The sequence below is a fragment of the Streptomyces sp. NPDC056222 genome (genome assembly GCF_042264065.1).
In the GTDB taxonomy this organism is placed as follows: Bacteria; Actinomycetota; Actinomycetes; order Streptomycetales; family Streptomycetaceae; genus Streptomyces.
The window spans coordinates 1-24,064 of sequence record NZ_JBHJTL010000116.1 but is presented as its reverse complement, the minus strand read 5'-3'; the positions used below and the strand labels follow the sequence as shown (position 1 = coordinate 24,064).

The following is a 24,064-nucleotide window of genomic DNA, read 5'->3' as shown; positions in this document are numbered from 1 at the left end:
CCCCGCCCCCCCCACCCCCCGCAACCCCCCCCACGACAAAGGGCCGGCCCCGGGTTTCCCAGGGGCCCGGCCTCCAGCCTGCCGACGGCTACGCGCTCATCGCGCGAGCGGCCGCCGTCAGTTGTCGTCCTCGTCGATCAGGAAGCCACGCATCGGCGCCGGCGCCTGCTGCATCGGCTGCGGCGCCTGCGGGCGGACCGGAGCCATCGGCTGCGTCATCGCCGGGGACATCTGCTGCTGCCCACCGTAGGACGGGCCACCGCCCATGGACGGCGCGCCGCCCATCGTGCCGTTGCCGCCGTACGACGGGGCGCTCGCACCGGCCGAAGCCATCGACGGGGCCGGCGGCAGCGAAGCCGTGGCCGGCGTCCGCGGCGGAGCCAGCGAGTCGTCCGCCTGGGTCTCCAGCTGACGCAGCTGCGACTCGAGGTAGGACTTCAGACGCGTGCGGTACTCGCGCTCGAAGCCACGCAGGTCCTCGACCTTGCGCTCCAGCGTGGCGCGAGCGGACTCGAGCGAGCCCATCGCGACGCGGTGCTTCTCCTGCGCGTCCCGCTCCAGCGCGTCCGCCTTGGCGCGGGCGTCCCGCTCCAGGCCCTCGGCGCGCGAGCGCGCCTCGCCGACGATCTTGTTGGCCTCGGAACGGGCCTCCGCGATCGCCTGGTCGGCCGTCTGCTGGGCCAGCGAGAGCACACGCGCGGCGCTGTCGCCACCGGGGCCCTGCTGGGGCTGCTGCATCGGCTGCTGCATCTGCTGCTGCGGGTGACCCATCGGGCCGCCCATCGGCTGACCCATGGGGCCGCCCTGCATCTGGCCGGGGCCGGGGCCCATCGGGCCACCCTGCATCGGGCCGGGGCCGTGGCCACCAGGACCGGCGGGAAGCTGCGGCGCACCGGACGGCAGCTGCGGGGGACCCATCTGCGGGGGCTGCTGCTGGACCGGCGGTCCGGATATGGCGGCGGGCACGGGGGCACCGGGACCGACGGGACGATCCTGCTGCTCCGGCGGCTTGCGCATACCCTGCTGCTGCTGGTTCTGCGCGGCGGCACGCGTCGCCGCGGCCAGCTTGGCGCGCAGGTCCTCGTTCTCGCGGAGCAGGCGGGTCAGTTCGGCTTCGACCTCGTCGAGGAAGGCATCGACCTCGTCCTCGTCATAGCCTTCTCGAAGGCGGACGGTCGTGAACTGCTTGTTCCGCACGTCCTCGGGGGTCAGCGGCATCTCTTCTTCACCTCTACGTAGTCGTCGGCAGTCGGCAAGACCGTATCGTCCACATTCACCTCGCGAAGCTGCTCACGATGGAGATCAGGATGTAGACGATGATCATCAGAACGAAGAAGGACAGGTCGAGTGCCACGCCCCCGAGACGCAGCGGCGGAATGAACCGCCGCAGAAGCTTGAGCGGTGGATCGGTGACAGTGTAGGTGGCCTCCAGAACGACCACCATCGCCTTACCGGGTTGCCATGAACGGGCGAACTGGAAGACGTAGTCCATGACCAATCGGAAGATCAGCACGATGAGGAAGCACATCAGAGCGATGTAGACCACTTGTAGTGCGACGCCCATCCCGCGCTTCCCTCTCCCCTGGCTCTCGTGCTCTCGCTTGTCCGGCCTCGCGGCCGGGCCGTTCCGGTCTCGTAGTTCTCAGCTCTGGTTGAAGAATCCGCCCTCTGCGATGCGGGCCTTGTCCTCCGCCGTGACATCGACGTTAGCAGGCGACAACAGGAACACCTTCTGCGTCACGCGCTCAATGCTGCCATGGAGCCCGAAGACGAGTCCGGCGGCAAAGTCGACAAGTCGCTTCGCATCCGTGTCGTCCATCTCCGTGAGGTTCATGATCACGGGGGTGCCCTCACGGAAGTGTTCCCCGATGGTACGGGCCTCGTTGTACGTCCTGGGGTGCAGTGTTGTGATCCGGTAGGGCTCCCGCTCGGACACAACCTTGGGCATGATCACCGGCGCGTTCTTCTCCATGCTCGGACGTTCGGGTGTGATGGATGCCACGGGGGCAATTCGGGCCGGACGTCCGCTCTCGGCGGGTACCGGGACAGAATGGGACACCGGTTCACGCGGGGCGGGCGGCTGCACCACTCGTACCGGTTCCTCCCGCTCGATCTGCCGCGGGGGCTGGTGGCGCCGTTCACGCTCGGGCTCGGGCTCCAGCTCGGGTTCGAAGTCGTCGTCGGGGTCGAAACCCCGGCCGTCGTACCCATCGTCCTCCACGAGGCCGAGGTAGACCGCCATCTTGCGCATCGCGCCGGCCATTCTCTGAGTCCTCCGCTCTGTGGTGGATCGGCATCGTCACCAAGTGCCCGCGATCCACGAGGCCTGCCCGCCGATCAGCGGGAATGACCATATTTTCTGCTGTGGTCCGACTTGCTTCGCGACGTTACCGGAGCCTGGGGCGGACACCCAGTACCGCCGTACCGATGCGCACATGTGTCGCTCCGGCCGCCACGGCCTCCTCGAGGTCCGCACTCATCCCCGCCGACACCATGTTCGCAGCCGGACGGTTCGCGCGCAGGACAGTCGACAAATCCATCAGGCGGTCGAACGCCGCACGTTGGCGCCCCGCGTAGGGGCCGGCGAGCGGCGCGACGGTCATCAGTCCGTCGAGCCTCAGCCCCGGCGCGGCGTCCACGGCGGCGGCCAACTCCTCGACGCCGTCGGGCGACACGCCGCCTCGCTCGCCCCGCGCGCCCGACTCGGCGTCGAGCGCGACCTGGACGAGGCAGCCGAGCTCGCGCCCGGCCTTGTCCGCCGCCGCCGACAGCGCGGTGACGAGCTTCAAACGGTCGACAGACTGCACTACATCCGCATAACTCGTCACAGATCGGACCTTGTTGGTCTGCAACTGGCCGACGAAATGCCAGCTCAGGTCCAGATCCGCGCAGGCCGCGGCCTTGGGGGCCGCGTCCTGGTCCCGGTTCTCGGCGACGTCCCGCACTCCGAGTTCATGCAGAAGTCGCACATCGCTCGCGGGGTAGGTCTTGGTGACCACGATCAGGGTCACATCCGCCCGCTTACGGCCGGCGGCGGCGCAGGCGGCAGAGATACGTTCCTCCACCCGCGCCAGATTTTCGGCGAGTTCCGTCTTACGGTCCGTCATATCAGTCCAACCAGACATATCCCGCGAGTCGCCCCGTGGTGCGATCGCGGCGGTACGAGAAGTGGTCGCCCGACTCGCGGGTGCAGATCTCACTGGCCTGCCGGTCCCGGATCCCCGACCGCTCCAGCTGGGCGTGGACTCCGGCGGTGACGTCGACGGCCGGGGTTCCCCAGCTCGTCTCGGCGAAGGCCGCCGGCTCGACCGCCGCGACCTCCTCCCGCATCCCGGCGGGCACCTCGTAGCAGCGCCCACAGACGGCGGGGCCGGTGCGAGCGGCGATACGGGCCGGGTCGGCACCCAAGTCGATCATGGACCGCACTGCGGCCGGTACGACCCCGGCGACCATCCCGGGCCGCCCGGCGTGGGCGGCGGCCACGATCCCCGCGACGGGGTCGGCGAGAAGGACCGGGGTGCAGTCGGCGGTGAGGACGGCGAGAGCGAGTCCGCGCCGGGCGGTGACGATCGCGTCGACGGCCGGGATCCGGTCCGTCTCCCACGGCCGGTCGACCACCGCGACGTCCGCGCCGTGGACCTGGTTCATCCAGACCACGAGTGCCGGGTCGAGCCCCAGCTGCTCCGCCACCCGCGCCCGGTTGGTGCGTACCGCTTCGGGATCGTCCCCCACCGCGCCGCCGAGGTTGAGCTCCTCGTACGGAACGGCGCTCACCCCGCCCCACCTGTCGGTGAAGGCGAAATGCGCGCCGCTCACGGGTTCGAGCTTCTCTATCACTTCAGGAAGTCCGGCACATCCAGCTCTTCGGCCTGGGTGTCCGGGTAGGGGCGGGCCGGCGGGACCGCCGGCGGGGTGACCGGCGGCAGCGAGGTCTCGTTGACCGCCGGAGCCGGCTCGACCGGGGCGGGCGGCTCGTCCCGGGGGGCGACGGTGCCGAGGCCGCCGAGCGGGCGCTCGGTGGCGCGCGGCGCCGGGGCCGGCTCCTCGCGCTTGGCCGAGGCGGAGCTGAGGATGTTGTCCCGGCGGGCCGGCGGCTGACCGCCGTCGAAGCCGGCCGCGATGACCGTGACCCGTACCTCGTCGCCCAGCGCGTCGTCGATGACCGCGCCGAAGATGATGTTGGCCTCGGGGTGCGCGGCCTCGCTCACCAGCTGCGCGGCCTCGTTGATCTCGAAGAGACCGAGGTCGGAGCCGCCGGAGATGGAGAGCAGCACGCCACGGGCGCCGTCGATGGACGCCTCGAGGAGCGGCGAGGAGATCGCCATCTCGGCCGCCGCGACCGCGCGGTCGTCGCCGCGGGCGGAGCCGATACCCATGAGTGCCGAACCGGCCTCGGACATGACCGACTTGACGTCGGCGAAGTCGAGGTTGATCAGACCCGGGGTGGTGATGAGGTCGGTGATGCCCTGCACACCGCTCAGCAGCACCTGGTCGGCCGACTTGAAGGCGTCGAGCACGGAGACCTGGCGGTCCGAGATCGAGAGCAGCCGGTCGTTCGGGATGACGATGAGGGTGTCGACCTCTTCGCGGAGCTCGGCGATGCCGTCCTCCGCCTGGTTGGCCCGACGGCGTCCCTCGAAGGTGAACGGCCGGGTGACCACACCGATCGTCAGGGCGCCGAGCGAGCGCGCGATGTTGGCCACGACGGGTGCGCCGCCGGTGCCGGTGCCGCCACCTTCGCCGGCGGTGACGAAGACCATGTCGGCCCCCTTGAGGACCTCCTCGATCTCCTCACGGTGGTCCTCTGCCGCCTTGCGACCGACGGCCGGGTTGGCCCCGGCCCCGAGGCCGCGGGTGAGTTCACGACCGACGTCGAGCTTGACGTCGGCGTCGCTCATCAACAGCGCTTGCGCGTCCGTGTTGATCGCGATGAACTCGACGCCCTTGAGACCGACCTCGATCATTCGGTTGATGGCATTGACACCACCGCCGCCGACACCGATGACCTTGATGACTGCGAGGTAGTTCTGCGGTGCTGCCACGTCGAAGGCCTCTCGCCTCGAGTTACGTGTCGCCGCTTCGCGGTGGTAGTCGCGCTGCGACGACGGATGCCGATTGGGACGGTCCGAAACGCCGACCCAAACCCTAACGTTGAAGTTTAGGGTTACCAGTGTCTCTGTTCTCTGGACTCTTCCGAACAGGACACTAAGTCGACAAGTGGCGCACGTTCAACGAACACGCCGAACCTCCCGTTTTTCTTTTCACCCTATGTGATCACCCGTAGCGCTGGCCAACCAGGGTGCTGGCCAGCACTGATGAGCGTCAACTGCCCGACGCGGCGGGTGCCGTGGGGGCGCTTACATCGAAGTGCCCCGCTTTGGGCGTTGCTTTCATCAGTGCCGTGAGTACGCGCGCCTTGACGGCACCGTCCTCACCGCTGCCCCAGAGGACCGTGCGGCCGCCGCTGAGCTCCAGAGTGATGGAGTCGTAGGACACGACCTTGACGACACGAGTGTCCCGGGCGATCTTTTCCGGGAGTTCGCCCGTCACGCCCACCGCTTCGAGCAACAGCCGGTCGGCGTCGAAGCGGCGCAGGCTCGCCGAGGAGGCGATGTCGAGGACGAGCTTCGGTACGCCTGGGGGCGCCTTGTCCACGGTGGCGAAGCGGGTTCCGGTGGAGTCCACTTCCGTGAACTTTCCGTCCTTCTCGACCAGCAGTACGGGCTGCCGTTCCGTCACTTTCAGACCGATTCCGTCCGGCCAGGACCGAACGACCTCCACCGTGTCGATGCGGGGCAGTTTCTGAAGAAGTCGCGCCTCGATCGCGTCCGTGTCGACGGAGACGAGCGGGGATCCGATCGGGACGGTGGCGGCCGTTTCCACCTCATGAGGTGTCAGAACCTGGGTTCCGGATGTGTCCACCCGCTCCACACGCAGCCAGGACGAGCCGTAGAGCGCCCAGATTCCACCGGCCACGATCACGAGAACGGCCAGAGCGATCAGCAGAAGGCGCGGCCCGGGCACCCGGAAGCCACTGCTCCGGGTGCCCGTGGGGGACGGCCGCTCCGACGACCCCTTCGGCGTGCTCGTGCCGTGCTTCTCGGCGGTCGTCGGTCCAGCCACCTGGCGTCCCCTTCGTTGTTCGGACTCGGCTCGCCGAGGGGGCGCCCCGTCGGCTCGCCCGCCATTCCGCTTCCGCCCCGCGCGCTACGCCCGGCGGCGTGCGGCGATCGCCTCGTACACCATGCCGACGAGCAGGTCGTCGGCGTCCCGGCGACCGAACTCGGCCGCGGCGCGGGACATCTCGTACAGCCGGTGCGGATCGGCGAGTACGGGCAGGACATTGCCCTGCACCCACTGCGGCGACAGCTCCGCGTCGTCGACCAGCAGACCACCGCCGGCCTTGACCACCGGCTGGGCGTTGAGCCGCTGTTCGCCGTTGCCGATCGGCAGCGGGACATAGGCGGCGGGCAGCCCGACGGCGGAGAGTTCGGCGACGGTCATCGCGCCCGCGCGGCAGAGCATCATGTCGGCGGCGGCGTACGCGAGATCCATCCGGTCCACGTACGGTACCGGGACGTACGGCGGCATCCCGGGCATGTTGTCGACACGCGGCACCTCGTTCTTCGGGCCGACCGCGTGCAGGATCTGGATGCCGGAGCGCTGGAGCACCGGCGCGATCTGCTGGACGACCTCGTTGAGCCGGCGCGCCCCCTGCGAACCGCCGGAGACCAGCAGCGTCGGCAGGTTCGGGTCGAGGCCGAAGGCGGCGCGCGCCTCGGGCCGGACCCGGGCCCGGTCGAGGGTGGCGATGGTGTGCCGCAGCGGAATGCCGATGTAACGGGCGTTGCGCAGCTTGGAGTCCGGGGTGGCGACGGCGACGCCGGCCGCGTACCGCGAGCCGATCTTGTTGGCCAGACCGGGCCTGGCGTTGGCCTCGTGGACCACGATCGGCACCCCGAGCCGTTTGGCCGCCAGATAGCCGGGCAGCGCCACGTAGCCACCGAAGCCGACGACACAGTCGGCGTTGGTGCGCTCCAGGATCTGCTCGGCCGCCTTGATGGTGCCGCGCAGCCGTCCGGGGACGGTGATCAGCTCAGGGGTGGGCTTGCGCGGCAGCGGCACGGCGGGGATGAGGGCCAGCTCGTAGCCCCGCTCGGGCACGAGCCGGGTCTCCAGACCCTTCTCCGTGCCGAGCGCCGTGATTCCCACGCTCGGGTCCTGCCTGCGCAGGGCGTCCGCGAGGGCGAGCGCGGGCTCGATGTGGCCGGCGGTCCCCCCACCGGCGAGTACGACATGCACCGAAATTCACCGCTCTCCGGACGGACGCTTCTTGACGCGCCGTCGCATCGACTTCCATCTCACCCCGGCCCGCCTACCCCAGCCGGGGCGCCGCATGGCCAGGGCCGCTTTCGCGGCGGGTTCCTGTCGCGCGAAGGCGATGAGGAGCCCGACGGCGAACATGGTCGGCAGCAGGGCCGACCCTCCGTAGGAGAACAGCGGGAGCGGGACTCCGGCGATCGGCAGCAGACCGAGCACCGCACCGATGTTGATCACGGCCTGCGCCGTGATCCAGGTGGTCACGCCTCCCGCGGCGTACCTCACGAAGGGGTTCTCCGTGTGTCCGGCCACGCGGATACCCGCATAGCCTAGAGCCGCGAACAGGGCGAGTACCGACAGCGTCCCCGCCAGACCCAGTTCCTCCCCGGTGACGGCGAAGATGAAGTCGGTGTGCGCTTCGGGTAGTTGGCCCCATTTTTCCACACTGGCACCCAAACCGGAACCGAACCATCCGCCCGAGGCCAGAGCATAGATGCCGTGCGCCGCCTGAAGACAGGGCGCGCCCTCTCCTCCGGGGTCGGTGGCACCGATGCAGGCGAATCGCTTCATCCGGTTGGCGCTGGTCTTGATCAGCAGGAAGCCGATCGCCCCGGCCACGCCGAGCACCCCGACGAAGAGCCGGGTGGGCGCGCCGGCCGTCCACAGCAGCCCGAAGAGGATCGCGGTGAGCACGATGGCCGTGCCCATGTCCCCGCCGAGCATGATCAGCCCGAGCAGCAGAAACGTGCCGGGAACCAGTGGCACCAGCATGTGCTTCCACTGCGTCAGCAGCTTCATGTCCTGCTTGCGGGCGAGCAGATCGGCGCCCCACAGGATGAGCGCCAGTTTGCCGAACTCACTGGGCTGCAGCATGAAGGGGCCGCCCAGTGAGATCCAGTTCTGGTTGCCGCCGACCGCGCGCCCTATCCCCGGGATCTGGACGAGCACCATCAGGAAGACGGCGCCGACCAGGATCGGGTACGCGAGCGCCCGGTGCAGCTTCACGGGCATCCGGGAGGCCACCAGGAGGAGCGCCGTGCCGAGGACCGCGGCGAAGAACTGCTTGCGGAAGAAGTACGAGGGCACGAGGTCGTACCGCAGCGCCGTGATCATCGAGGCGGAGTAGACCATCACCAGGCCGAGGGTGGTGATGAGCAGAGCCGCACCGAAGATCACGTAGTACGCCGTCAGCGGGCGGTCCCAGGCACGGCGGGCCTGCTCGTACATCCGCCGTACGCCGCCGCGCGAGGCGCGCGGCGGCGTGGGGGCCCGGCCTCCGCCGCGTACGGCGGAGGGCCGGCGAGTCCCGGCGGTTCTGCTCGGCATGGTCGCTGTCCCCTCCAGTCGTGCCCGGCGCTGCCGGACCTTCTCGCTGGTCAGGTCAGACGCGCCCGGTGGCGGCAAGGGTGCGGACCGCGTCCGCGAACGCCTCGCCCCGCTTGTTGTAGTTGGTGAACATGTCCATCGAGGCGCAGGCCGGGGCCAGCAGGACCGTGTCCCCCGGCCGGGCGAGCCGGGCCGCCTCCTGGACCGCCGCGGACATCGCCCCAGTGTCGGTCCGGTCGAGGTCCACCACCGGTACTTCGGGGGCGTGTCGCGCCAGGGCTTCGCGGATCAGGGCGCGGTCGGCGCCGATCAGCACGACCCCGCGCAGCCGCTCCGCCGACTTCGCGACGAGCTCGTCGAAGGTCGCTCCCTTGGCGAGGCCGCCGGCGATCCAGACGATCGGGTCGTAGGCCGCCAACGAGGCTTCCGCGGCGTGGGTGTTGGTCGCCTTGGAGTCGTCGACGTAGACGACGCCCTGGACGTCCTCGACCAGTTCGATGCGGTGCGGGTCGGGCCGGAAGGCCCGCAGTCCGTCCCGTACGGCCCTCGGCTCGACACCGAAGGCGCGGGCCAGGGCCGCCGCGGCGAGCGCGTTGGCGACGTTGTGCGGGGCCGGCGGGTTGACGTCCGCGACCTCGGCGAGCTCCTGGGCCTGCTTCTGACGGTTCTCGACGAAGGCCCGGTCGACGAGGATGCCCTCGACGACGCCGAGCTGGGACGGGCCCGGCGTGCCGAGGGTGAAGCCGATCGCGCGGCAGCCCTCCTCGACATCGGCCTCGCGGACCAGGTCCTCGGTGGCCTTGTCGGCGACGTTGTAGACGCAGGCGACGGTGTTGCCCTCGTAGATGCGGCCCTTGTCGGCGGCGTACGCCTCCATGGAGCCGTGCCAGTCGAGGTGGTCGGGCGCCAGGTTGAGCACGGCGGCCGAGTGGGCGCGCACGCTCGGCGCCCAGTGCAGCTGGTAGCTGGAGAGTTCGACGGCGAGCACGTCGTAGGTCTCCTCGCCGAGGACCGCGTCGAGGAGGGAGACGCCGATGTTCCCGACGGCCGCGGTCCGCAGGCCCGCGGCCTCCAGGATCGAGGCGAGCATCCGTACGGTCGTGGTCTTGCCGTTGGTGCCGGTCACGGCGAGCCAGGGGGCGGCTCCCGGGCCGCGGAGGCGCCAGGCGAGCTCGACATCGCCCCAGATCTCCACGCCCGCCTCGGCGGCGGCCGCGAACAGCGGCTTGTCGGGCCGCCAGCCGGGGGTGGTGACGATCAGCTCGGTGCCCTCGGGCAGGGTCGCCCCGTCGCCGAGGCGGACGGCGACACCCTCCGCCTCCAGCTCGGCGGCCTGTGCCCGGGAGCGCTCGTCGTCGCCGTCGTTGACGACGGTCACGACCGCGCCGAGGCCGTGCAGGACCCGGGCGGCCGGGATTCCGGAGACCCCGAGGCCCGCGACGGTGACCCTCTTGCCGTTCCAGCTCACTTTTCGGATGCCCATCCCGCGTAGAAGAGGCCCAGACCCACGATCACGCACATGCCCTGGATGATCCAGAAGCGGACCACCACAAGGACTTCGGACCACCCCTTGAGCTCGAAGTGGTGCTGGAGCGGGGCCATCCGGAAGACACGCTTGCCCGTCATCTTGAACGAACCGACCTGGATGACCACGGACATCGTGATCAGCACGAACAGGCCGCCGAGGAGGGCGATCAGCAGCTCCGTACGGGAGCAGATGGCGAGGCCGGCGAGGGCGCCGCCGAGCGCCAGCGAGCCGGTGTCGCCCATGAAGATCTTGGCCGGCGAGGTGTTCCACCACAGGAAGCCGAAGCAGGCACCCATGAGGGCGGAGGCGACGACCGCGAGGTCGAGCGGGTCGCGGACCTCGAAGCAGGCGTTGGGGTTGGTCAGGGTCTCCGCGTTGGCGCAGGACTCCTGGAACTGCCACAGGCCGATGAACGTGTACGCGCCGAAGACCATCACCGACGCGCCGGTGGCCAGGCCGTCCAGACCGTCCGTCAGGTTCACGCCGTTGGACATGGCCAGGATCATGAAGAGCGCCCAGACCACGAACAGCACCGGCCCGATGGCCCAGCCGAAGTCGGTGATGAAGGAGAGCTTCGTGGAGGCCGGAGTGAGCCCGCGCAGATCGGCGAACTGCAGGGAGAGCACGGCGAAGGCGATGCCGACGATCAGCTGGCCGGCCATCTTCGCCTTGGCCCGCAGACCCAGCGAACGCTGCTTGACGATCTTGATGTAGTCGTCGAGGAAGCCGACGAGACCCATGCCGGCCATCAGGAAGAGGACCAGCACACCCGAGTAGGTCGGGTCCTCACCGGTGATGACCTTGGCAAGGGCGTACGCGATGAGCGTGGCCAGGATGAAGGAGATACCGCCCATGGTGGGCGTGCCCTTCTTGCCGGCGTGGCCGCGCGGGCCGTCGTCCCTGATGAACTGTCCGTACCCCTTGCGGGCAAGGAGCTTGATGAGCAGCGGAGTACCGATCAGGGTCAGGAAGAGCCCGATGGCCCCCGCGAAGAGGATCTGCCTCATCGACCGGCAACCTCGCTCCCGGAGTCGAGCAGTGCCAGGGCGACCTGCTCCAGACCGACCGACCTGGAAGCCTTCACAAGGACGACGTCCCCCGGGCGCAGCTCACTGCGCAACAGGTCGACCGCCGCCTGCGCGTCGGACACGTGCACCGACTCCTCACCCCACGAACCCTCGTTATATGCGCCCAGTTGCAACCAGGACGCTTCCCTGTCCCCGACCGCCACGAGCTTGCTGACGTTGAGCCGGACGGCGAGCCGCCCGACCGCGTCGTGCTCGGCGAGCGATGCGTCACCGAGCTCGGCCATCTTGCCGAGCACCGCCCACGTGCGGCCCCCCTGGGCCTGTGCGGCCCGACCCATGGCCGCGAGCGCGCGCAGCGCGGCTCGCATGGACTCGGGGTTCGCGTTGTAGGCGTCGTTGACGATCGTCACGCCGTCCGGACGCTCGGTGACCTCCATGCGCCAGCGCGACAGGGTGCCTGCCTCGGAGAGCGCGGTGGCGATCTCCTCGACGGCCATGCCCAGCTCATGGGCGACGGCGGCCGCGGCGAGCGCGTTCGACACGTGGTGCTCACCGTACAGGCGCAAGGTCACGTCACTGCACCCGGTGGGTGTGTGAAGACTGAAAGAGGGCTGTCCGTTCTCTGTGAGCCGGACATTCTCGGCACGTACGTCGGATTCGCGTGCCTCTCCGAACAGGATCACGCGCGCGTGGGTGCGCGCTGCCATGGCCCGGACGAGCGGGTCGTCGGCGTTGAGGACCGCCACGCCGCCCTTGTCGGCCGGCGGGAGCGCCTCGACGAGTTCGCCCTTCGCCTGGGCGATCTGCTCGCGGCCGCCGAACTCGCCGATGTGGGCGGTGCCCACGTTCAGGACGAGTCCGATGCGCGGCGGGGTCAGTCCGGTGAGGTAGCGGATGTGCCCGATGCCGCGAGCACCCATCTCCAGGACCAGGTGCTGGGTCTCGTCACTGGCGCGCAGTGCCGTCAGCGGCAGCCCGATCTCGTTGTTGAGCGAGCCGGGCGTCCAGACGGTGGGCGCGTGGCGCTGCAGGACCTGGGCGATCAGGTCCTTGGTGGAGGTCTTGCCGGCGGAGCCGGTGAGCGCGACGACATCGGTGCCGAGGCGTTCGACGACGGCACGGGCGAGGGCGCCGAGCGCCGTCTGGACGTCGTCCACGACGATGGCGGGCACGCCGACGGGGCGGACGGCCAGCACGGCCACCGCGCCCGCCTCGACGGCACGGGTCGCATAGTCGTGGCCGTCGACCTGTTCACCGGCGAAGGCGGCGAACAGGCTGCCGGGCTTCACCTCACGGGAGTCGATGACGACGGGTCCGGTGACCTGGACGGCCGGATCCGGTATGTCGTACGACTGCCCGCCGACGATTTCGGCGATCTCGGCGAGGGAGAGGGCGATCACTGCTTCATCCCTGACTTCTTGTGGCTGGCTTCAAGCGCTTCGCGCAGGACCAGGCGGTCGTCGAAGGGGCGGACCACTCCGGCGATGTCCTGGCCCTGCTCGTGGCCCTTGCCGGCGACGAGCACGGTGTCGCCGGGCTGTGCGCGGGCCACGGCCGCGGCGATGGCGGCGGCCCGGTCGGCGTCGACCAGGACATCGCCGCGCTCGTGGGCGGGCACCTCGGCGGCCCCCGCGAGCATCGCGGCGAGGATCGCGAGGGGGTCCTCCGAGCGGGGGTTGTCGGAGGTCAGTACGGCGGTGTCGGCGAGGCGCGCCGCGGCGGCGCCCATCGGGCCGCGCTTGGTGGTGTCCCGGTCGCCCCCGCAGCCGAGGACGATGTGCAGCTTCCCCTCGGTGACCTTGCGCAGCGAGCGCAGGACCGATTCGACGGCGTCCGTCTTGTGGGCGTAGTCGACGACCGCGAGGTACGGCTGGCCCGCGTCGACGCGCTCGAGCCGGCCGGGGACGCCGGGGACGGCGGCGACGCCGTCGGCGGCGGTCTGCGGGTCGATCCCGGCGACGGCGAGGGTGACGATCGCGGCGAGCGTGTTGGCGACGTTGAACGGGCCGGGCAGCGGGGCGGTGGCGGCGATCCGCTCGCCCTCGGGGCCGACGACGGTGAAGGTCGAACCGACCGCGCCCAGCGCGACGTCCTCGGCTCGCCAGTCGGCGTCCGGGTCGCCCTCGGCGGAGAAGGTGACGACCGGGACGGACGCCTCCTTCGCGAGCCTGCGGCCGTAGGTGTCGTCGAGGTTCACGACGCCGCGTTTGCTGCGCTCGGGCGTGAACAGCCGCGCCTTGGCCCCGAAGTAGTCCTCCATGTCGGAGTGGAACTCCATGTGCTCGGGGCTGAGGTTGTTGAAGACGGCGACGTCGAAGACGCAGCCGTCGACCCGGCCGAGCACGAGGGCGTGGCTGGAGACCTCCATGGCGACCGCCTCGACGCCGCGCTCGCGCATGACCGCGAACAGCGCCTGGAGGTCGGTGGCCTCCGGGGTCGTACGTTCCGACTTGATGCGCTCGTCGCCGATCCGCATCTCGACCGTGCCGATGAGGCCGGTCCTGCGTTCGGCGGCGCGCAGCCCTCCCTCGACCAGGTAGGCCGTGGTGGTCTTGCCGGAGGTGCCGGTGATGCCGATCTGGAGCAGGTCCGTGCCCGGACGGCCGTAGATCTCGGCGGCGAGCTCGCCCATCCGTCCGCGCGGGTTCGCGACGACCAGGACAGGCAGGCCGGTCGCGGCGGCGCGGTCGGCGCCGGACGGGTCGGTGAGGATCGCGGCGGCGCCGAGTCCGGCGGCCTGGTCGGCGAAGTCGGCGCCGTGCAGCCGGGCGCCCGGCAGGGCGGCGTAGACGTCCCCGGGGCGTACCGCCCGCGAGTCGTGGGTGATGCCCGTGACGGCGGTGTCCGTGCTGGCGGGCGTCTCGACACCGAGCCGGGCGGCCAGGTCGCCCAGGGGTGTCGGGCGGGCCTGCTCCGGGCGGGGCGGGGCGGTTCGGTACTGATCAGCGTGTGGCACGGCGGTGAGCGTACCGGGCCCACCCGCCGAGGGGCCAAAAGAGACCCGGGCCTCGCCGGAGTTCGATTTCCGGTTCCCGGAATCGGGGGTGATCGTGGTCACTGGTGCTCCCGGGGTGTCACTCGCTGTCCTTGAAAATCACCGGCAGACGGGCGGGCTCGCTGCCGGTCGGGGCCACGTGGAGGGTCTTCAGGGCGAACTCCATGACCTTCTTGTAGATCGGGCCGCAGATCTGGCCGCCGAAGTAGCTGCCCTTGGTGGGGTTCTGAATGGCGCAGTAGACCGTGATCTGCGGGTTGTCGGCGGGCGCGAAGCCGGCGAAGGAGGCGGTGTACCCCCGGTAGCCACCGACTTCGGGGTCGACGCGGTTGGCGGTGCCCGTCTTGCCCGCGACCCGGTAGCCGGGGATCCGGGCCTTGGTTCCGGTGCCCTCCCGGTCGTCGACCACGGACTCCAGCATCGTCGCGAGGGTCTTGGCGGTCTTCTCGCTGACCACCCTGGTCTGCTCCGGGGCGGGCGCGGGGGTGAACCGGCCGTCGGGTCCCTCGGTGCCGCGGACGAGGGTGGGCTCGATCCGTACGCCTCCGTTGGCGATGGTCGAGTAGACCGAGGCGGCCTGCATGGCGTTGATCGACAGGCCCTGACCGAACGGGATCGTGTACTGCTGCGAGGTCGACCAGTTCCCCGGCTTGGCGAGGATCCCCGGGGTCTCGCCGGGGTAGCCGAGCCCGGTGGGGCTGCCGATGCCGAACTTGCGCAGATAGGAGTGGAGGACCCGGTTGGACTCGGCCTGGGTCTTGCCGAGCTGGCCGGTCGCCAGGATCGTGCCGATGTTGCTCGACTTGGCGAGGACGCCGTTGAGCGTCAGGTACCAGGTGGGGTGGTCGATGTCGTCCCGGAAGAGCCGGTCCCCGCGGTGCAGCCGGTTGGGCACGACGACATGGGTACCGGGCGTCGCCACGCCCTCTTCCAGGACGGCGGCCATGGACATGACCTTGCTCGTCGAGCCGGGCTCGTAGGCGTCCTGGAGGGCGGCGTTGCCCATCGCGGCGGAGTTGGCCGCCGACAGGTCGTTGGGGTCGAAGCCGGGGGCGTTGGCCATCGCCAGGACCTCGCCGGTCCTCGTGTTCTGCACTATGACGTAACCGCGGTCGGCCTTGGACTTCCTCACCTGGTCGGTGATGGCCTGCTGGGCGGCCCACTGGATGTCCCGGTCGATGGTCAGCTCGATGTCGGAGCCGGGTACGGCCGGGGTACCCCGGGTGCCGGCCGTCGGCACCTGGCGTCCCCCGGACTCGGCGAACCTGATCTTGCCGTCCTGGCCCGCGAGCTCCTTGTCGAGCATCGACTCCAGACCACCGGCGCCGCGGCCATCGGCGTTGACGTACCCCAGTATTCCGGCGGCGAGCTCCCCGTTGGGGTACACGCGCCTGGTGCTGGGTTCGCTCACGATGCCGCCGAGGAGATTGACGCCGTTGCCGCCCTCGGAGCGCGCGGACTTCTTCGCGTAGACCTTCTTGAGGTCCTTGATCTGGTTCCAGACCTGCGGGGTCTGCTTGCGGGCGAGCAGGGTGTAGCGGGACTTGGGAGTGCGGAGCTTCTTGGCCAGGTCCGCGGGCTGCTTGCCCAGGAGCGGCGCGAGGAGCGCGGCGGCCTGCTCGGGGGCGTCCTGGACCTTGCTCTCCTCGGGGGTGAAGAGCAGCGGGTCGGCGACGATGTCGTACGCGTCGACGCTGGCGGCCAGCGCGATCCCGGAGCGGTCGGTGATCTCGCCGCGGTCGGCGGTGAGCGTGTACTCCTGGTAGCGGTGCGCCTCGGCCTTGGCGGCCAGCGTGCTCGCGTCGACGGCCTGCACCTGGAGCAGGCGGACGACGAAGGCCAGCATCACGAGCGTCAGTCCGAGGGAGACCAGCCGCAGCCGGGGCTTGGGGCTGCCGAGCCGGATGGTGCGCGGCCTCGCCGGGGGCCTCGGAGCGGGCCTGCGCGTGGCGCCCGGGCGGGCGGCGGGGCGCGGGCCGGGCCGGGCCGGCCTGCCCTCGGGGGGCCGGGGCCGTGCGGAGCGGGCGGGGCCGGGCACCCGGCGGCGCGGGGGCTCCTTGGGGGGCACTGCGGTCACCTGCCGGGGGTCGTCGGGGCGGGCGGGGTCGTCTGCGGCTTCCCGGTCTTCCCGGGTGTCGCGGGTCCGGTCGGGGACCCCGTCGGGGGTGTGGTGCGCGGTGGGGCCGGGGTGCGGGTGGGCTTGGGCGCGGACGCCTTGGAGGGCTCGCCAAGGACCTTGCCGTCCGGGTTCAGGAAGGCGGGGCTCCCGCCCGGGACCATGCCGAGCTCCCGGGCCCGACGCTCCAGCGCGTCGGGCGCGGAGCGGTCGTCCACGTCCCGTTGGAGGGCCTGCTCCTCGTCGGTGAGCTCCGTGGTCCGGTTCTTGAGGTCGCGCAGCTTGAACGAGCCCTGGTTCAGGGCGGAGTTCAGCAGCAGGAGCGTGATGAGCCCGCCGCCGAGCAGGACCACGACGAGTAGGACGAAAGGGGTACGGGCGGCGGTACTGGGCCCCGAGGGCATGAGCCGCCCGAGTCGCGCCGCCCGCCCTTTGAGCGGCCCCTTCGTCGTCATGCCCCTTCTCCCTCGCTCTCCCCCGGAGCTACCGCCCGGGCGGTACCCCCATCTCCGCCCGCGAGGCGCGGAGGCGCGGGCATCGTCGTCGTCTGCGGCCCGGTGGCCTCGCGTGCGTCGCTCACTGGAGCACGTCCTCCCGGATGCGCTGCGCCCCTCGGAGCCGGGCCGGGGCCGCGCGGCGGTTCTCGGCGATCTCCTCCTCGGTGGGGAGTTCGGCGCCGCGGGTGAGGAGTTTCAGGCGGGGCTGGTACTGCTCGGGGACGACCGGCAGGCCGGGCGGGGCCGTGTTCGCCGCGCCCGCCGCGAAGACCTGCTTGACCAGCCGGTCCTCCAGGGAGTGGTACGAAAGGACCGCGATCCGGCCGCCCACCGCGATCGCCTTCACCGCCGCCGGGATCGCCCGCTCCAGGACGGTCAGCTCGCCGTTGACCTCGATGCGCAGGGCCTGGAAGGTGCGCTTGGCGGGGTTGCCGCCCGTGCGCTTGGCCGCCTGCGGCAGGGAGTCGCGGATCAGCTCGACCAGGCGGGCGCTGTTGGTGAACGGCTCCTTCTCGCGCTCGCGCACGATCGCGGAGACGATCCGCTTGGCCTGCTTCTCCTCCCCGTACGCGCGGAGGATGCGGACCAGTTCGCCGGCGGGGTAGGTGTTGAGGACCTCCGCCGCGCTGACCCCGGTCGTCTGGTCCATGCGCATGTCGAGCGGGGCGTCCTGCGCGTACGCGAAGCCGCGGTCGGCCTCGTCGAGCTGCATCGAGGAGACGCCGAGGTCGAAGAGGATGCCGTCGACCTTCGGGATGCCGAGCCGGTCGAGGACCTCGGGCAGCTCGTCGTAGACCGCGTGGACGAGCGTGGCGCGCTCACCGTAGGGGGCCAGCCGCTCGCCGGAGAGCCGCAGCGCCTCCTTGTCCCGGTCGAGGGCGACGAGCCGTGCCTCGGGGAAGCGGCGAAGGAGCGCCTCGCTGTGGCCGCCGAGGCCGAGGGTGCAGTCGACGACCACCGCACCGGGGCGCTCGAGCGCCGGGGCCAACATGTCCAGGCACCGCTGGAGCATCACCGGGACGTGTCGGTCGTTGCTCAATTGCGCCCTCTCAGAATTCGGCTCAGATTCGGCGCGGCCGCTACGCATCCGCCGCACTCGCGGGGGAGAAACTGCGGAAATCGCTCAATGTCTCCGTGAACTTCGCGTCACTTTAGTCCACTGGACCCAGCGGTCAATCAACCGGCTGGCGCGTCGCACAGGCCATCGAGAGGAGTCGGGCATTCCCGACAGCTCACCCGAATGGATCTGCTCTCCGCATGCCTGTGGGTTAGCTCACAACAAGGCTCATTGACGTTCTTTGTCCGCTCTCACGACGGGCCGCGACGCCCTGTGACCACTACCGTCGTAGACATGTCGACCTCAGCGCACACCTCCGCAGACGCCGCCGACGTGATACGTACCGGCGGTACCGTCACCGACCGCCTCGTCGAGGCCAACGAGCGATACGCGTCCCGCTTCACCGATCCCGGCATGGACGCCAAGCCCGTCCTGCAGGTGGCCGTGGTGGCCTGCATGGACGCCCGTCTCGACCTGCACGCCGCCCTTGGTCTCGAGCTCGGCGACTGCCACACCATCCGCAACGCGGGCGGCGTGGTCACCGACGACGTGATCCGCTCGCTCACGATCAGCCAGCGCGCCCTGAAGACGCGCAGCGTGGTGCTCATCCATCACACCGGCTGCGGCCTGGAGTCGCTCACCGAGGACTTCCGGCACGAGCTGGAGATGGAGGTCGGTCAGCGACCGGCCTGGGCGGTGGAGGCCTTCCGCGACGTCGAGCAGGACGTCCGGCAGTCGATGCAGCGCGTGCGGACCTCGCCGTTCCTGCTGCACACCGACGACGTCCGCGGTTTTGTCTTCGACGTGACCACGGGCCTGCTGCGCGAGATCGACCCCTCCTGATTCGCGGGGCACAACACGGCAAACCCCGGCATATCGCTCTCACTTGTCCACAGGCAAGTGACACAACCCGGCAGAGGCAACAAGAATGCTCGGGTGACACCCCCCGAATGAACCGCGGGGGCAGGTGTCGGTGTTTTTCGTAGGGGCCGAGGAGGGCCGGGTGACGACCTATGACGATCGAGCGAGCCTCACAGATCTGACCACCACAGCGGAGCGTGTCCGCAGGTCGGTGGAGGGTGTGATCGAGGGCAAGCCTGAGGTCGTACGGCTTTCGCTGACCGTGCTGCTCGCCGAGGGGCATCTTCTGATCGAGGATGTCCCCGGCGTCGGCAAGACGATGCTGGCCAAGACGCTGGCGCGGTCCATCGACTGTTCGGTGCGCCGTATCCAGTTCACGCCCGACCTGCTGCCGTCGGACATCACCGGCGTGTCGATCTTCGACCAGCAGCGGCGGGACTTCGAGTTCAAGCCGGGCGCGATCTTCGCCCAGATCGTGATCGGCGACGAGATCAACCGCGCCTCGCCGAAGACCCAGTCCGCGCTCCTGGAGTCCATGGAGGAGCGGCAGGTCACCGTCGACGGGCAGACGTACGAGCTGCCGAGCCCGTTCATGGTCGTGGCCACGCAGAACCCGGTGGAGATGGAGGGCACGTACCCGCTCCCCGAGGCACAGCGCGACCGCTTCATGGCGCGCGTCTCGATCGGCTACCCCAGTGCCGAGGCCGAGCTCCAGATGCTCGACATCCACGGGGCGGTCAACCCGCTCGACGACCTGCAACCCGTCGCGCACGCCCACGACATCGTGAAGCTGATCGACGCGGTACGCGGCGTCCATGTCGCCGACGCCGTGCGCCGGTACGCCGTCGACATCGTCGCCGCGACCCGTAACCACGCGGATCTGCGACTCGGCGCCTCGCCGCGTGCCACGCTCCACCTGCTGCGCGCCGCCAAGGCGTCCGCCGCGCTCAGCGGCCGCGAGTACGTGCTGCCGGACGACCTCCAGGCGCTGGCCGTGCCGGTCCTCGCGCACCGGCTGCTGCCGACGGCGCAGGCCCAGCTGAACCGGCGCACCTCGGAGCAGGTCGTGCTGGACATCCTGCAGCGCACGCCCGTCCCGGTCGCGGCGCCGCCTGCCGGCCCGCACTACGGCCAGCAGCAGCCCGGCGTTCGGCAGCTGTGATGGCGACCGCTGCCGCGCCGGAGGGGCAGCGGGGAGACGACCGGGGCGCTCCCACGGGGAACGACAAGGGCGGACTGCGGGCCGCTCTCGGCGGTCTCACCACGCGCGGCCGGTCCTTCCTCGCCGCCGGTGTCGCCGCCGCGATCTGTGCCTACGTCCTCGGCCAGGGTGATCTGCTGCGTGTCGGGCTGCTGCTCGCCGTGCTGCCGCTGATCTGCGTCGGGGTGCTCTACCGCACCCGGTACCGGGTCGCCGGCAGCCGCCGGCTCTCCCCGCACCGGGTGCCGGTCGGCTCCGAGGCCCGGGTCCATCTGCGGATGGACAACGTCTCCCGGCTGCCCACCGGGCTGCTGATGCTCCAGGACCACGTCCCGTACATGCTCGGGCCGCGGCCCCGGTTCGTCCTGGACCGGGTCGAGGCGGGCGGCCGGCGCGAGGTGTCGTACCGGGTCCGGTCCGATCTGCGCGGCCGCTTCCCGCTGGGCCCGCTCCAGTTGCGGCTGAACGACCCCTTCGGCATGTGCGAGCTGACCCGCTCCTTCAGCGCCTACGACACCCTCACCGTGGTCCCCCGGACCGAATCGCTCCCGGCGGTGAAGCTGGCCGGCGAGGCCGCGGGGTACGGCGACGGCCGGCAGCGCTCGCTGGCGCTGGCCGGCGACGACGACGTGATCCCGCGTACCTACCGCCACGGCGACGATCTGCGCCGGGTCCACTGGCGTTCCACCGCGCGCTACGGCGAGCTGATGGTCCGCCGTGAGGAGCAGCCGCAGCGGGCCCGCTGCACGGTCCTGCTCGACACCCGCCGGATCGCGTTCCAGGGCGCCGGCCCCGACTCCGCCTTCGAGTGGGCGGTCTCGGGCGCGGCCTCGGCCCTGGTGCACATGCTGGAGCGGGGCTATTCGGTGCGGCTCCTCACCGACACGGGCACCGCGGTGCCCGGTGAGGGCGCCGAGGGCTTCGCCGGTGCGACGCAGGACTCGGCCGAGGCGGCCGGGCTGATGATGGACACCCTCGCCGTCGTCGACCACTCCGACGGGGCCGGACTCTCCCGCGCCTACGACGTCCTGCGCGGCGGGAACGAAGGGCTTCTGATCGCCTTCGTCGGCGACATCGACGAGGAGCAGGCGGCGGTGGCGGCCCGGATGCGGCAGCGCAGCGGTGCGGCCGTGGCCTTCGTCCTGGACAGCGGAACATGGCTGACGGGCGGCGCGGTGACCGGTGCGGTCGACGAGCGGCTGCGGCAGTTGCGGGAGGCCGGCTGGACGGCGCTGGCGGTGCGCCCGGGCGCACCGCTCGCCGAGCTGTGGCAGCAGGCCGGCGGAGCGCGTGCGGAGACCGCCGCGGGTGACACGTACGGAGGTTGGTCATGAGCGGCCGCGGGCGGCTGACACTGGGCGCCTTCGCCGCCACGCTGATGGCGGCGGGCGCGCTTATTCCGCTGGTGAAGCCGGCGACCTGGATCTTCACGGCCGCGATCCTGCTGACGCTGCAGAGCGGGGTCGGCGCGCTGACCCGGCGGGTTCCGCTGGCCCGGCCATTGACGATCGCGGCTCAGGCCCTGACGAGCCTGCTGGCCCTGACCCTCGTCTTCACCCGGGAGCAGGCGCTGCTCGGCTTCCTGCCCGGGCCGGGGGCCCTCGGGGAGTTCGCCGCGCTGTTCCGGGCGGGCGCGGACGACGTCGGTACCTACGCGATCCCGGCCCCCGACACCGAGGGCATCCGGCTGATGGTGGTCGGCGGCGTGCTCGTGATCGGTCTCCTGGTGGACACGATCGCGGTGACCTTCCGCAGCGCCGCTCCGGCCGGTCTGCCGCTCCTCGCGCTGTACTCGGTGGCCGCGGGTCTCTCCGACGGCGGCGCGAGCTGGCTGTGGTTCGTGCTCGCCGCCACCGGCTATCTCGTGCTGCTCCTGGCGGAGAGCCGTGACCGGCTCTCGCAGTGGGGACGGGTCTTCGGCGGCGCGCCGCGACCCGGAAGCACCGGCGCGGCCGGGAGCGGGCAGGCGCTCGCCCCGGTGCGGACCGGCCGGCGGATCGGCGTGGTGGCCATGGGCGTCGCGCTGGTCGTGCCGGCGGCGCTGCCCGCGCTCTCCGGCGGTCTGTTCGGCGGTCCGGGCGACGGGTCGGGTGAGAGCGGCAAGGGCGGCACGATCTCGGCCGTGAACCCGCTGGTCTCGCTCCAGGACAATCTGCGGCAGCCCGAGGACCGCGAGGTGCTGCGCTACCGGACCAACGCCACCGACACCACCGGGATGTATCTGCGTCTGGTGGCGCTCGACCAGTTCGACGGCACCTCCTGGAAGTCCTCGGTCCGCCCGATCGGGGACGTTCCCGAGCGGCTGCCGCGGCCCGACGGGCTCGGCGAGCAGGTCCGTACGACCGAGGTCACGGGCAACTTCGTGGCCTCCTCGACGTACGAGCAGAAGTGGCTGCCGATGCCGTACCCGGCGGCCAAGGTCGAGATCGACGGCCGCTGGCGGTACGAGCCGGCCGGGCGGATGATCGTCGGCGACGACGAGCAGAACACGCGGGGCGCCCGGTACACGGTGACGAGCCTGGACGTGCGGCCCACGGCCGCGCAGCTGGCGGCGGCCCCGCCGGCACCGCCCAAGCTCCGCTCCGAGTACACCCGGGTTCCCTCCTCGCTGCCGCTCGATGTGAAGTCGACGGCTCTCCAGGTCACCAGGGGCGCGCGGAACGACTACGAGCGGGCCGTGAAGCTCCAGGACTGGTTCGCGACGGACGGCGGCTTCCGCTACGACGTCGAGGTCGAGTCGGGCACGGGTGTCGAGGCGATCTCCCGCTTCCTCCAGCGGCGGGAGGGCTTCTGCGTCCACTTCTCGTTCTCGATGGCGGCGATGGCGCGCTCTCTGGGCATTCCGGCCCGGGTGGCGGTCGGCTTCATGCCGGGCACCTCGCAGTCCGACGGCACGATGTCGGTCGGTATCCGGGACGCCCACGCCTGGCCGGAGCTGTACTTCGAGGGCGCGGGCTGGATCCGGTTCGAGCCGACGCCGACGCGGGGTACGACGCCGGACTACACGCGGCAGCAGTCCCCTTCGGGGACGCCGTCGCAGACGGCGCAGCCGGAGACGAGCGCCTCGGCGATGCCGTCCGCAGCGCCGAGCACCTCGGAGAGCTGCCCGCCGGAGATGCGTCGCCTCGGCGAGTGCGGCCCGGACGCGGCGGCGGGCGGAGCGTCGTCCGACGGCGGTGGGGTGGATCCGCTGATGGTCGTGCTGATCTGCCTCGGCGTGGCGGTGGTGCTTCTGTTGCCGCTGTCGCCCTGGTTGTGGCGTACGCGGGTACGGGCGCGGCGGCTCGGGTCCTCGGGCCGTACGCCCGAGGACGCGGTGGCCAGAACGCTGGCGGCGTGGCAGGAGATCCGCGACACGGCCTGGGACCACGGGGTCACGCCGGACGACTCGCAGACGCCCCGGAAGACGGCGGCCCGGATCGTCCGCCTCGGCTCACTGGAGGGCGAGCCGGCGAACGCGGTGCACCGGGTGGCCCGCGCGGTCGAGCAGGTCCTCTACGCCCCGCAGCCCCGTCCGGCGACGGGTCTCGTGGAGGAGGTCGCTCTGGTCAGGTCGGGCTTCGCGGCGGCGTCCTCCCGGAAGACGCGCCTGCGTGCACTGCTGGCGCCGCGCTCGGCCGTCCGAGTGGTGTGGGCGGCGTCGTCGCGCTGGTCAAGGGCGACGGGAGCCTGGTCGGCCCGCCGCGAGGCCCTGGCGACCCGCCTGACGGCCGCCCTCCGCCGCACCGAACGCACCTGACCCCCCGGTAGGGCTCCGCTCCACGGTGGGCGGAGCCCGCCCTCTCCCTGTTGTGGGCAACTGTTCCGCTGGGGCGGCACCCACCCTCACGACCTCGCCTACCCACCCCGTTGTGGGCATTCGTTCCGCTGGGGCAGGGGGTCCCCCCGGACGGAGTCTGGGGGAGGGTGGGCACAACGGACGGCGCCCTTGCCGGGCCCAGGCTCCCGGTCCGTACGGTGCGCACAGGTGCGGCGCCGTCGTGGGGTTGTGCCCACCCGTTCCGCCCCGCGGAACGCCTGCCCACAACCAGGCGGGGCGGGGGTGAGGGTGGGCACCGCCCTGCGGAACGGGTGCCCACAACCAGGTCCGGCGACCCGCGCCCACGACGAAGCCCCGCGGGGCCGCGCTTCAGCG

Annotated in this window: 20 protein-coding genes; 4 read left to right on the top strand and 16 right to left on the bottom strand. The window is 71.2% G+C overall.

Annotated features, from left to right (window positions below; translation table 11 throughout):
• Nucleotides 1–117: 117 nt before the first annotated feature.
• The 16 genes from ACFC0D_RS34140 to rsmH all read right to left on the bottom strand — a co-directional run bounded on the left by ACFC0D_RS34140 (nucleotide 118) and on the right by rsmH (nucleotide 17,849).
• On the bottom strand, nucleotides 118–1,218 hold the full coding sequence (locus ACFC0D_RS34140) for a DivIVA domain-containing protein (protein ID WP_376444667.1): 1,101 nt from the start codon (nucleotides 1,216–1,218) through the stop codon (nucleotides 118–120).
• A gap of 55 nt (nucleotides 1,219–1,273) precedes the next feature.
• Entirely contained in the window at nucleotides 1,274–1,564 is a 291-nt protein-coding gene (locus ACFC0D_RS34135; protein WP_019885526.1) for a YggT family protein, read from the bottom strand.
• Nucleotides 1,565–1,642: 78 nt separating this feature from the next.
• Nucleotides 1,643–2,263: a cell division protein SepF gene (locus ACFC0D_RS34130; RefSeq protein WP_376444664.1), complete on the bottom strand. Its 621-nt coding sequence runs from the start codon at nucleotides 2,261–2,263 to the stop codon at nucleotides 1,643–1,645.
• A gap of 124 nt (nucleotides 2,264–2,387) precedes the next feature.
• A complete protein-coding gene (locus ACFC0D_RS34125; RefSeq protein ID WP_376444661.1) occupies nucleotides 2,388–3,107 on the bottom strand; it encodes a YggS family pyridoxal phosphate-dependent enzyme in 720 nt (239 codons plus the stop codon).
• A gap of 1 nt (nucleotide 3,108) precedes the next feature.
• Nucleotides 3,109–3,816, bottom strand: coding sequence for a peptidoglycan editing factor PgeF (pgeF, locus tag ACFC0D_RS34120; protein ID WP_376444659.1), 708 nt, complete (start codon nucleotides 3,814–3,816; stop codon nucleotides 3,109–3,111).
• Nucleotides 3,817–3,833: 17 nt separating this feature from the next.
• Nucleotides 3,834–5,042: a cell division protein FtsZ gene (ftsZ, locus tag ACFC0D_RS34115; protein ID WP_376444657.1), complete on the bottom strand. Its 1,209-nt coding sequence runs from the start codon at nucleotides 5,040–5,042 to the stop codon at nucleotides 3,834–3,836.
• 280 nt (nucleotides 5,043–5,322) lie between these two features.
• Nucleotides 5,323–6,123 carry a cell division protein FtsQ/DivIB gene (locus ACFC0D_RS34110; RefSeq protein WP_376444654.1) on the bottom strand — a complete coding sequence of 267 codons (801 nt, stop codon included), beginning with the start codon at nucleotides 6,121–6,123 and terminating at the stop codon, nucleotides 5,323–5,325.
• An 84-nt stretch (nucleotides 6,124–6,207) separates the two neighbouring features.
• Nucleotides 6,208–7,302 (bottom strand): undecaprenyldiphospho-muramoylpentapeptide beta-N-acetylglucosaminyltransferase, encoded by a 1,095-nt coding sequence (gene murG / locus ACFC0D_RS34105; protein ID WP_376444652.1) that lies wholly within the window; start codon nucleotides 7,300–7,302, stop codon nucleotides 6,208–6,210.
• A gap of 6 nt (nucleotides 7,303–7,308) precedes the next feature.
• Nucleotides 7,309–8,646, bottom strand: a complete 1,338-nt coding sequence (gene ftsW / locus ACFC0D_RS34100) for a putative lipid II flippase FtsW (protein WP_376444649.1) — start codon at nucleotides 8,644–8,646, stop codon at nucleotides 7,309–7,311.
• 55 nt (nucleotides 8,647–8,701) lie between these two features.
• Nucleotides 8,702–10,129: a UDP-N-acetylmuramoyl-L-alanine--D-glutamate ligase gene (gene murD / locus ACFC0D_RS34095; RefSeq protein WP_376444647.1), complete on the bottom strand. Its 1,428-nt coding sequence runs from the start codon at nucleotides 10,127–10,129 to the stop codon at nucleotides 8,702–8,704.
• Complete coding sequence (gene mraY, locus ACFC0D_RS34090) at nucleotides 10,111–11,181, bottom strand: phospho-N-acetylmuramoyl-pentapeptide-transferase (protein WP_376444645.1); 1,071 nt, start codon at nucleotides 11,179–11,181, stop codon at nucleotides 10,111–10,113. Before mraY ends, murD begins: the two co-directional genes overlap by 19 nt.
• Nucleotides 11,178–12,602: a UDP-N-acetylmuramoyl-tripeptide--D-alanyl-D-alanine ligase gene (murF, locus tag ACFC0D_RS34085; RefSeq protein ID WP_376444643.1), complete on the bottom strand. Its 1,425-nt coding sequence runs from the start codon at nucleotides 12,600–12,602 to the stop codon at nucleotides 11,178–11,180. The genes mraY and murF overlap by 4 nt, the downstream gene beginning before the upstream one ends.
• Nucleotides 12,599–14,260, bottom strand: coding sequence for a UDP-N-acetylmuramoyl-L-alanyl-D-glutamate--2,6-diaminopimelate ligase (locus ACFC0D_RS34080; protein ID WP_376444641.1), 1,662 nt, complete (start codon nucleotides 14,258–14,260; stop codon nucleotides 12,599–12,601). Before ACFC0D_RS34080 ends, murF begins: the two co-directional genes overlap by 4 nt.
• A gap of 16 nt (nucleotides 14,261–14,276) precedes the next feature.
• A complete protein-coding gene (locus tag ACFC0D_RS34075) occupies nucleotides 14,277–16,265 on the bottom strand; it encodes a peptidoglycan D,D-transpeptidase FtsI family protein (RefSeq protein ID WP_376444670.1) in 1,989 nt (662 codons plus the stop codon).
• Between the two features lie 5 nt (nucleotides 16,266–16,270).
• Entirely contained in the window at nucleotides 16,271–16,768 is a 498-nt protein-coding gene (locus tag ACFC0D_RS34070) for a septum formation initiator family protein (RefSeq protein WP_376444638.1), read from the bottom strand.
• A 121-nt stretch (nucleotides 16,769–16,889) separates the two neighbouring features.
• Complete coding sequence (rsmH, locus tag ACFC0D_RS34065; RefSeq protein WP_376444636.1) at nucleotides 16,890–17,849, bottom strand: 16S rRNA (cytosine(1402)-N(4))-methyltransferase RsmH; 960 nt, start codon at nucleotides 17,847–17,849, stop codon at nucleotides 16,890–16,892.
• A gap of 312 nt (nucleotides 17,850–18,161) precedes the next feature.
• On the opposite strand from rsmH, the gene ACFC0D_RS34060 reads away from it, so the two are divergent.
• The 4 genes from ACFC0D_RS34060 to ACFC0D_RS34045 all read left to right on the top strand — a co-directional run bounded on the left by ACFC0D_RS34060 (nucleotide 18,162) and on the right by ACFC0D_RS34045 (nucleotide 23,668).
• Nucleotides 18,162–18,710 carry a beta-class carbonic anhydrase gene (locus tag ACFC0D_RS34060; RefSeq protein ID WP_376444633.1) on the top strand — a complete coding sequence of 183 codons (549 nt, stop codon included), beginning with the start codon at nucleotides 18,162–18,164 and terminating at the stop codon, nucleotides 18,708–18,710.
• A 160-nt stretch (nucleotides 18,711–18,870) separates the two neighbouring features.
• Nucleotides 18,871–19,890 carry an AAA family ATPase gene (locus ACFC0D_RS34055; RefSeq protein WP_376444631.1) on the top strand — a complete coding sequence of 340 codons (1,020 nt, stop codon included), beginning with the start codon at nucleotides 18,871–18,873 and terminating at the stop codon, nucleotides 19,888–19,890.
• Nucleotides 19,890–21,263: a DUF58 domain-containing protein gene (locus tag ACFC0D_RS34050; protein WP_376444629.1), complete on the top strand. Its 1,374-nt coding sequence runs from the start codon at nucleotides 19,890–19,892 to the stop codon at nucleotides 21,261–21,263. The genes ACFC0D_RS34055 and ACFC0D_RS34050 overlap by 1 nt, the downstream gene beginning before the upstream one ends.
• Complete coding sequence (locus ACFC0D_RS34045; protein WP_376444626.1) at nucleotides 21,260–23,668, top strand: DUF3488 and DUF4129 domain-containing transglutaminase family protein; 2,409 nt, start codon at nucleotides 21,260–21,262, stop codon at nucleotides 23,666–23,668. Before ACFC0D_RS34050 ends, ACFC0D_RS34045 begins: the two co-directional genes overlap by 4 nt.
• Nucleotides 23,669–24,064 lie beyond the last annotated feature (396 nt).